This window comes from Phenylobacterium sp., from assembly GCF_037138395.1.
Classification (GTDB): domain Bacteria; phylum Pseudomonadota; class Alphaproteobacteria; order Caulobacterales; family Caulobacteraceae; genus Phenylobacterium.
This window is the reverse complement of sequence record NZ_JBAXIM010000128.1, coordinates 1-7329: the sequence shown is the minus strand read 5'-3', so window position 1 is coordinate 7329 and position 7329 is coordinate 1. Positions and strand designations below refer to the sequence as shown.

Sequence of the window (7329 nt, the reverse complement as noted above, 5' to 3'; positions counted from 1 at the left end):
TCGCAGAGGGAGTTGGCTTGCCCAATCTCCACCTTCCGTTGGGTGTGACTGTCTGCGGTGCAGGCAGTCTGACGCGGATTTGTCTCGAGCCGGGCACATTCCACCTTGGTCTGACTGCCCTGCTTCACAAGCGACTTCCACTCAGCCCAGGCGTCTGGCCGATCGTGCCCTACGGCACGCAGGAAGTGACCAACCTCCGGGCCATCGCCCCTGCCAGCCCTTCACTTCTCGGCGTCTTGCGCCCTCTTGCGATAGGCACCCATTCCGCCCGGGCGCCGTCCGTGCGGCGTGTCATCGCCAGGATCCGGCCCTGGTGGGACATCCAGTATCCCAGTGCCTCCTCGAACTGCTCCTGGTCGGGGAAGCGCTCGCGCCTCGGCTTGCTGTCTTCCAGTTGCTTCCGGTAGTCCACGCTCATGAGATCCTCCTGTCCAGATAGTGCCGCCGCTAGACGGCCAATTTCTGAAGATGGTCGGGCAGACCTTCAAAGGCGAACGGGTTCAGGAATTGTCGCCGCCACATCGCGTTACGGTCGACTTCTGAAAGCTCGGCCTCATCGCAGATTTCGGCCCAAGCCTCGCGCACCGTTCCGACCTGGGCCGCGATGATCGCGTCAGCGTCGGCCTCCGTGAGTTGAAAATTCTTGGCGGCCTTCCGGCAGGTCACGAGCTGGCTCATTCGGTCATCAGCCGTGATGAGCATCGCTTGTGTGGCCTCGTTACCGGCGCGTGCCTGCGGACAGATGTCGTACGCGGACGTGAGTGTTAGAGACTTCCCGTCCCAAAACGCAGCGTGATTGCGCGCGTGATCGTCGGTGTTCCCGACGAGAATGTTGAAGACGAGTCGGCCGTAGAGCTCACGAAGCGTGCCCGCCGGATCGGTAAAGCGGTGGCGGATGAGCGAGCAGAGGTCTTCGTAGCTCGCGTATCGCGCCATCATCTCGTCGAGCCCGAAGAGCGTGAGAGCTGAGACCATCGCCTTGCGCGTCCAGCCAGCAGCAGTACGCGATCTGTCGAAGCGCTCAATGAGAAGCACGTCGCGGCCGGCCGCTTTGACAAGGCGCACCGGCGCCACGTTCAGGCCGATGCGCTCGGCGAGGCGCATCGCGATGTATTCGGCCTTAACCAGGTTGAGGACGTCGTTCTGCGCGGGGAATTTCGCGATGTATTTTTCTGAGTGCTCGACAAGCATCACCTTCGGGCGGGCACCACCAAGCGAGCTTCCGTGGAAGAGGGCTTGCTCTAGCTCAGGCGTCAGCGGCACGCCCTTCTCGACGCGTTCTGCCGCGGCCATCAGTTCTTCAAGTGTCGCCGTGCGAGCTTCACGCGCCACGTACTCGGTGGGCGAACTTTGGAAGTCGAGCGCGCCGATCCGGTCAGATCCAGACTCCAGAAGGTAGGTCAGCTCATCGAGCTGATTGACGTCTATGTCATCGCGCTTGCGGCCGAAGCGGCGGTTGATAATCACGCGGCGACCCCACGCGTCGGGCGCACCGTCGCGGATGCAACTCGGCATGTTGAGGCCGGTGGCGGGCTGTTGAAGTCCAGCCTTGAGAGGCAGCTCAGGCTCGTAAATTGAGATCGCGTCTTTGCGCGCGAGATAGGATTGGCCGTAGTTGAAAACGAGGTTGCTGCCGTCGAGCGTCAGGAGGCCCGCGACGACCGGCTCCGTTTCGCCCGGCAGCCATATCCAGACGTAAGCCTCGCTCGGACGGTCCTTAGAAGTCATCGCGGACCGTCCGTGTTTTTCTGCGTACGGCTTTCGGGAGAAGTGCGAGCTTGCTGCCTGTATCGTTGATGCGGCCCGCAAGCGAACTCCGCTCGGCTTCAAAAAGCGGGACGCCGACAATCGCAGCCGTTTCAAAAACAGCGCCGATCGAACAGCCCGGTTCGCCACGTTCGATTCGATGAAGGAGGTCGCGTGAGATGCCGGCGCGCGTCGCTAAATCCTGCGTCGTCAGCTTGCGCTCAATGCGCCCAATGCGGATGAGCTGACCGAGCAGTTCGATAGCGTCGATCGCATAACGGGAATAAGAGCGTTGAGCGGGCTTTGGCATGGTTTTGTCCTATAAACCCGGCGGAAGGGTGCCTTGTGACGATCTAATAAGACAGTTTACTGATTTTACCGGTAAAAAGTCAATATCCGTCTTATTAATGCGTCGGGAAGCAATTTCGCGCCGTATTAATAAGACAATTTCATTCGCTTTGGCTCATAACCGTCAAACGGGGCTTGCAGTCTCACACAGATTTGTCTCGAGCCGGGCACATTCCACCGTGGCCTGACTGCCCTGCTGCACAAGCGACTTCCACTCAGCCCAGGCGTCTGGCCGATCGTGCCCTACGCCACGCAGGAAGTGACCAACATCCACGGCCGTCACCCCTGCCAGCCCTTCACTTCCCAGCGTCTTGCGCCCTCTTGCGATAGGCACCCATCCCGCCCGGGGCACCGTCCATGCGGCGCTAGCTAAAGAGGTCCGCCTGAGCAAAATATTTGCTCCCAAGCAAAAAACTCGTTGTATCCTCTGCGTTAGCTAGCTATGAAGCTGCCATTGACAACGGAGGCGACCATGAAGCTACGCATTCTTGACGTTGAGGGAAGCCCGAAGGAACTAGCAGATTTCTATAAGGAACTCGGCGTGAGTACCGATGATATGCTCCGCGGCCCCAGCCCTCTCCAGGCAGCGACAGCTGACGGGGTTGCAAGTGTGGGGGTGGTGGCGCAAGCTCTGGAGCCCCAGAACGCCTCGGATACTACCTCCACGCGCCCTATGAACATTTCAGTCGCGCGCCGCGCACTTTCGCGCAGGCCGCTTTCCCCACAAGTGAGGGCAGTTTTCAAAAAGATCTACGACGCTCACCCCAACTTGGTGCCGTCGGCAGAGCTCCAGAAGGTGGCCGGCTACACGGGTTCTCAGCTTGCCGGGCTGTTTGGGGCGTTTGGTCGCCGCTTGGCCCACACTGAGGGCTTTCAAGCAGGCGACTGCTTCTGGAAGTACGAGTACGATCACACGGCCAATGCGTGGTCCTATGGCCTGTACGACGAATCCCGCGAGGCCATCAGGCTCGAGGGGCTCGTATGATGACTGTAGATTCGAACTCCGAGCGGCTCGTCGCAGCCATTCCTTCCATGACGGACGGCCAGCGCACTGAGATGCGGCGGAACGCGGACAGGTTGGCGGCGGAGGGAACCCCACTTCAGAAGGAAGCAGCGCGCCATATTGTCGAGGCTCTCGACCATCATCGACAGTCCCAAGCAGACGCTCTAACCGCCCACCTCACCAGCCTGACTGTCGAGCAGCGCGTGCTGGAGGCGTTTCGCGCCCTGCCGCCAAGCGAAACAGACTTAACTGTCATGCGGGCGCTGCTCGATCATCCCGGGAGTACGTCTGCCGAGTTAAGCCAAGCCTGCGGATGGGGTGCCCAGACCTGGCACATGCACTTTGGCACAATGTGCGCGAACCGGAGCGCGTACTTGTGGCCCGCGCCCCGCGGCAAGGACCATGGGAAAGAGTATTTCACCGGAATCTTTGCCGACCTTGGCGACGGTAGCCGGTGGACCATGCGACCCAGCGTCGCTCAGGCCTTGGCCACCATCGGCATACGCAAGAAGTCCTAACGCCAACTGTGGGAGCGCCTTCTCGGTATTTGGGAGGATCAATTCGCGTCCCTGCGCAAAGGAGGCGTGTGTCATGCCCTGGTAGTGGTGTAGCTCGGCGGTAACAGGGCCGATGCCCCAAGTTCTCTCTGTGTTTGTTTCGGCTGCCGATCCTCTGGCGAACCGGACGCCGTTATGATCCCGGGGCATACTGAAACCACTGATGTTTTCAGAACCGCACCAAATCGCCACGGTGCGGAGGTCTGGAGAGTATTCGGCCATTCAGAGAGAAATCCGGCCATTTCCCGGCACGCGCAGTGCGGAGCCCTTTTGGGGAAACCCTGTAATATCACGGGATTTTCCGGCCCCGCCCAAGGCGCAGAGAGATTTGTGGCGAGGGGCGTTGGCGGTGCGAGTGGGATTCGAACCCACGTTAGAGTTTCCCCTAAACACGCTTTCCAAGCGTGCGCCTTCAACCACTCGGCCACCGCACCCCACGCGCCGGAGGCGGGCCTCCAGCGTGGAGGGGTGGAGATATACCGGCGCGGGGCGGCGGGCAAGGCGGCAGGTGCAATCGTCGGCGGGCGGGCTTATCTTGCGGGTCACGCACCGCCACCGCCCCCTGAAGGAGCCCCCGCATGGTCTTCCTGCGCAAGTCCCCCGACATGCCCACCGCCGCCACGGCCCTGCCCGGCCGGCCCGATCCCCTGCCCACGGCGGCGGTCAACTTCGTCACCGGCCAGCCGCTGAAGGGGCCCTTCGCCCCGGGCCTGCAGGTCGCCCTCTTCGCCATGGGCTGCTTCTGGGGCGTGGAGCGCAAGTTCTGGCAGACCCCCGGCGTGGTCGCCACGGCCGTGGGCTATGTCAACGGCTTCACCCCCAACCCCACCTACGAGGAGGTCTGCTCTGGCCGCACCGGCCATACCGAGGCCGTGCTCGTGCACTTCGACCCCTCCGTCGTCAGCTATGAGGGCCTGCTGAAGGTGTTCTGGGAGGGGCATGATCCCACCCAAGGCATGCGCCAGGGCAATGACATCGGCAGCCAGTACCGGTCAGGGATCTACGCCCTCGACGAGGCCCAGGCCGAGGCGGCGCGCGCCTCCCAGGCTGTCTACCAGGGCGCCCTGTCGGCGAAGGGCTTCGGCACCATCACCACCGAGATCGTCCCGGCCCCGGCCTTCTTCTATGCCGAGCACTACCACCAGCAATACCTGGCCAAGGTGCCCAACGGTTACTGCGGCGTGGACGGCACGGGGGTGACCTGCCCCATCGGGGTGGGCGTAAAGGCTTGAGCCCCGAAGCCTTCCAGGCCGCCGCCCTGGCCTTGCCGGCGACGGAGACGGTCGTCCAGTGGGGCGGCGCCGACGTCTACAAGGTGGGCGGCCGGGTCTTCGCCCTGAAGACCCTGGAAGGGGCCCTGTCGATCAAGGTCAGCGACATCGCCTATGCCGTGCTGGTGGAGACGGGTCAGGCCCGGCCGGCACCCTACCTGGCGCGCGCCAAGTGGGTGGCCTTTGAGGCCCTGGAGGCCCTGGACGCCGAGGAGGTGCGCGGCTGGCTGGCCGCCGCCCACGCCCTGGTCGCCGCCAAGCTAACGCGCAAGGCCCGGGCAGAGCTGGGGCTCGCCGTATAGGCAAGTGCGCCGCTGAGGGGGTCACCGGCCCCTCAGCAGACCCCCTCCGGCCCGCTGCGCGGTCCACCTCCCCCTTGGGGGAGGAATTGGGGGGCAGCCGCCTAGTCCTCTAAGATCAGGCTCTGCTTCTGGGTATCGCGCAGGCGCAGGGCGACGAGGAAGGCGATGGCCATCACGATCGCCACATAGGCGTAGAAGCCACTCTCCGCGCCCGCCTTCTTGAAGGCCAGGGCGGCGTACTCCGCCGAGCCGCCGAAGATGGAGTTGGCCAGGGCATAGGGCAGGGCCACCCCCAGGGCGCGGACGTGGGCGGGGAAGAGCTCGGCCTTGAGGATGGCGTTCACCGCCGTATAGCCCGACAGGATGACGAGCAGCAGGACCACCAGGGCCAGGGCCATCCAGGGCGAGCCGATCCCCGAAAGGGCGCTCATGACCGGGAAGGTGGCCAGGGCCCCGGCGCCGAAGGCGAAGGTGAGGGTGGTCTTGCGGCCAATCCGGTCCGAGAGCAGTCCGAACAGGGGCTGGATCAGCATGTAGACCACCAGCGAGCCCGCGCTGATGGCCGTGGCGGTGTCCTTGGTGAAGCCCGTCGTATTGACCAGGAACTTCTGCATGTAGGTCGTGTAGGCGTAGAAGGCGAGCGAGCCCGCCGAGGTCAGGATGAAGATCATCGCCGTCTCGCGCGGGAAGCGCCGGAACATCTGGACGGCGCCCAGCCGCTCCACCCCCCTAGCCTGGGCGGCCAGGAAGGCGGGGCTCTCGTGGATCCCCCGACGGATGATGAAGACCACAACCGCCAGCAGGCCGCCGATCACGAAGGGAATGCGCCAGCCCCAGGCCTCCAGGTCCGCCCTGGGCATCAGGTTCTGCAGGAGGATCAGCACGGCCAGGGCCGTCAGCTGGCCCATGATCAGGGTGGTGAACTGGAAGCTGGACCAGAAGCCCCGCCGGGTCTTGCCGGCCATCTCCGACATGTAGGTGGCGCTGGCGCCATACTCGCCGCCCAGGGACAGGCCCTGGACCAGGCGGGCCGCCACCAGGCAGATGGGCGCCAGGGGCCCCCAGGCCGAATAGTCCGGTAACAGGGCGATGGCGAAGGATCCGGCGCACATCAGCGAGACCGACAGGGTCAGGGCTGCCCGGCGGCCGGCCCGGTCGGCGTAAAGGCCGGTCAGCCAGGCGCCCAGGGGCCGGGCCAGGAAGCCCACCCAGAAGACCGCCGCGGCCTGCATCAGCTGGGCCGTCGTGTCCCCCTTGGGGAAGAAGTGCGGGGCGAAATAGAGGGCGAAGGAGGAATAGGCGAACCAGTCGTACCATTCCACCAGGTTGCCGGCGGCGCCCCCCAGTATGGCCCGGATGCGGGCCAGGGGGGACAGGACCGGAGGCTCAGGGCTGGCGGTCGGCGGGGCGCCCGTCGAGGCTGCAGCGTCGGTCATCTCTCCCCTCCCCCTGGCCTTGCGGTCAGGCCTGGTCGGCCGTGTGCCCTGGGGTCCGGTCGGCTGTGGCGCGCAGGTAGGCCATGTGGCCAATGAAGGCGCCCTTGACCCAGGGCAGGAAGCTCAGGGTCACCGCGGTCAGGAAGACCAGGGCCACGGGAATGACCACCGCCGGCGGACCCTGCCGAACCCAGGGGATGAACAGGAGCGGCACGATGACCAGGTGGCCGACGATCAGCATGGTGAAATAGGCCGGGCCGTCATCCGCCGGATAGCGCGCCAGATCGACGCCGCAGGCCGGGCAGGCGGGATCGACCTTGAGGTAGGACCGGAACATCTGCCCATCGCCACAATGCGGACAGCGACCACGCAGGCCCCGGGAGACAGCGGTGAAGAAGGCGGGGCTCTGGCTCATGAGCTTCATATGCGCGCGCGGAGGCCAAAAGACCAGAGGGGCGCGGCCTATCCCGCCAGCTGGGCCGTCAGGACCTGGGCGTCGAAATAGTCGCGGTAGAAGACGATCTTGCCGTCCTTGACCTCGAAGACGCCGGTGACCGGCAGCTCCACCCACTTCGACCCGAACAGGTGGCGGTCCAGGCGCTCCATGAACACCACAGGCCCGGCGACGGCCCGGCGCAGGATGTGGAATTCGTTCTTCGAGATCGG

10 protein-coding genes and 1 tRNA gene are annotated in these 7329 nt (G+C 64.5%); 4 read left to right on the top strand and 7 right to left on the bottom strand.

Features of this window, described 5'->3' with window-relative positions; translation table 11 throughout:
• Nucleotides 1-169: 169 nt before the first annotated feature.
• From WCJ52_RS10195 to WCJ52_RS10185, 3 genes are read right to left on the bottom strand one after another with little or no spacing between them, the layout of a single operon-like run.
• Nucleotides 170-418: a hypothetical protein gene (locus WCJ52_RS10195; RefSeq protein WP_336903197.1), complete on the bottom strand. Its 249-nt coding sequence runs from the start codon at nt 416-418 to the stop codon at nt 170-172.
• A gap of 29 nt (nt 419-447) precedes the next feature.
• On the bottom strand, nt 448-1728 hold the full coding sequence (locus tag WCJ52_RS10190; protein ID WP_336903196.1) for a HipA domain-containing protein: 1281 nt from the start codon (nt 1726-1728) through the stop codon (nt 448-450).
• Complete coding sequence (locus tag WCJ52_RS10185; RefSeq protein WP_336903195.1) at nt 1718-2056, bottom strand: helix-turn-helix transcriptional regulator; 339 nt, start codon at nt 2054-2056, stop codon at nt 1718-1720. Before WCJ52_RS10185 ends, WCJ52_RS10190 begins: the two co-directional genes overlap by 11 nt.
• A gap of 510 nt (nt 2057-2566) precedes the next feature.
• Between WCJ52_RS10185 and WCJ52_RS10180 the strand changes: the two genes are divergently transcribed.
• Complete coding sequence (locus WCJ52_RS10180) at nt 2567-3079, top strand: hypothetical protein (RefSeq protein ID WP_336903194.1); 513 nt, start codon at nt 2567-2569, stop codon at nt 3077-3079.
• Nucleotides 3076-3615 (top strand): hypothetical protein, encoded by a 540-nt coding sequence (locus WCJ52_RS10175; protein ID WP_336903193.1) that lies wholly within the window; start codon nt 3076-3078, stop codon nt 3613-3615. The genes WCJ52_RS10180 and WCJ52_RS10175 overlap by 4 nt, the downstream gene beginning before the upstream one ends.
• A gap of 383 nt (nt 3616-3998) precedes the next feature.
• On the opposite strand, the gene WCJ52_RS10170 is transcribed toward WCJ52_RS10175, so the two are convergent.
• A tRNA-Ser gene (locus tag WCJ52_RS10170) sits at nt 3999-4088 on the bottom strand.
• 144 nt (nt 4089-4232) lie between these two features.
• Between WCJ52_RS10170 and msrA the strand changes: the two genes are divergently transcribed.
• On the top strand, nt 4233-4886 hold the full coding sequence (msrA, locus tag WCJ52_RS10165; protein ID WP_336903192.1) for a peptide-methionine (S)-S-oxide reductase MsrA: 654 nt from the start codon (nt 4233-4235) through the stop codon (nt 4884-4886).
• Nucleotides 4883-5227, top strand: a complete 345-nt coding sequence (locus tag WCJ52_RS10160) for an MmcQ/YjbR family DNA-binding protein (protein ID WP_336903191.1) — start codon at nt 4883-4885, stop codon at nt 5225-5227. Before msrA ends, WCJ52_RS10160 begins: the two co-directional genes overlap by 4 nt.
• A gap of 101 nt (nt 5228-5328) precedes the next feature.
• On the opposite strand, the gene WCJ52_RS10155 is transcribed toward WCJ52_RS10160, so the two are convergent.
• From WCJ52_RS10155 to WCJ52_RS10145, 3 genes are all read right to left on the bottom strand, one after another.
• The gene (locus WCJ52_RS10155; protein ID WP_336903190.1) at nt 5329-6663 is read right to left on the bottom strand and encodes an MFS transporter; all 1335 of its coding nucleotides are present in this window, start codon (nt 6661-6663) and stop codon (nt 5329-5331) included.
• A gap of 25 nt (nt 6664-6688) precedes the next feature.
• Nucleotides 6689-7078 carry a DUF983 domain-containing protein gene (locus WCJ52_RS10150; protein ID WP_336903189.1) on the bottom strand — a complete coding sequence of 130 codons (390 nt, stop codon included), beginning with the start codon at nt 7076-7078 and terminating at the stop codon, nt 6689-6691.
• Nucleotides 7079-7125: 47 nt separating this feature from the next.
• The coding region (locus WCJ52_RS10145; protein ID WP_336903188.1) for a limonene-1,2-epoxide hydrolase family protein at nt 7126-7329 on the bottom strand (204 nt) is incomplete at its 5' end.

Coding starts and splice junctions, on each gene's coding strand:
- WCJ52_RS10195 (WP_336903197.1), bottom strand. CDS start 418: ATGAGCGTGGACTACCGGAAGCAACTGGAAGACAGCAAGCCGAGGCGC.
- WCJ52_RS10190 (WP_336903196.1), bottom strand. CDS start 1,728: ATGACTTCTAAGGACCGTCCGAGCGAGGCTTACGTCTGGATATGGCTG.
- WCJ52_RS10185 (WP_336903195.1), bottom strand. CDS start 2,056: ATGCCAAAGCCCGCTCAACGCTCTTATTCCCGTTATGCGATCGACGCT.
- WCJ52_RS10180 (WP_336903194.1), top strand. CDS start 2,567: ATGAAGCTACGCATTCTTGACGTTGAGGGAAGCCCGAAGGAACTAGCA.
- WCJ52_RS10175 (WP_336903193.1), top strand. CDS start 3,076: ATGATGACTGTAGATTCGAACTCCGAGCGGCTCGTCGCAGCCATTCCT.
- msrA (WP_336903192.1), top strand. CDS start 4,233: ATGGTCTTCCTGCGCAAGTCCCCCGACATGCCCACCGCCGCCACGGCC.
- WCJ52_RS10155 (WP_336903190.1), bottom strand. CDS start 6,663: ATGACCGACGCTGCAGCCTCGACGGGCGCCCCGCCGACCGCCAGCCCT.
- WCJ52_RS10150 (WP_336903189.1), bottom strand. CDS start 7,078: ATGAGCCAGAGCCCCGCCTTCTTCACCGCTGTCTCCCGGGGCCTGCGT.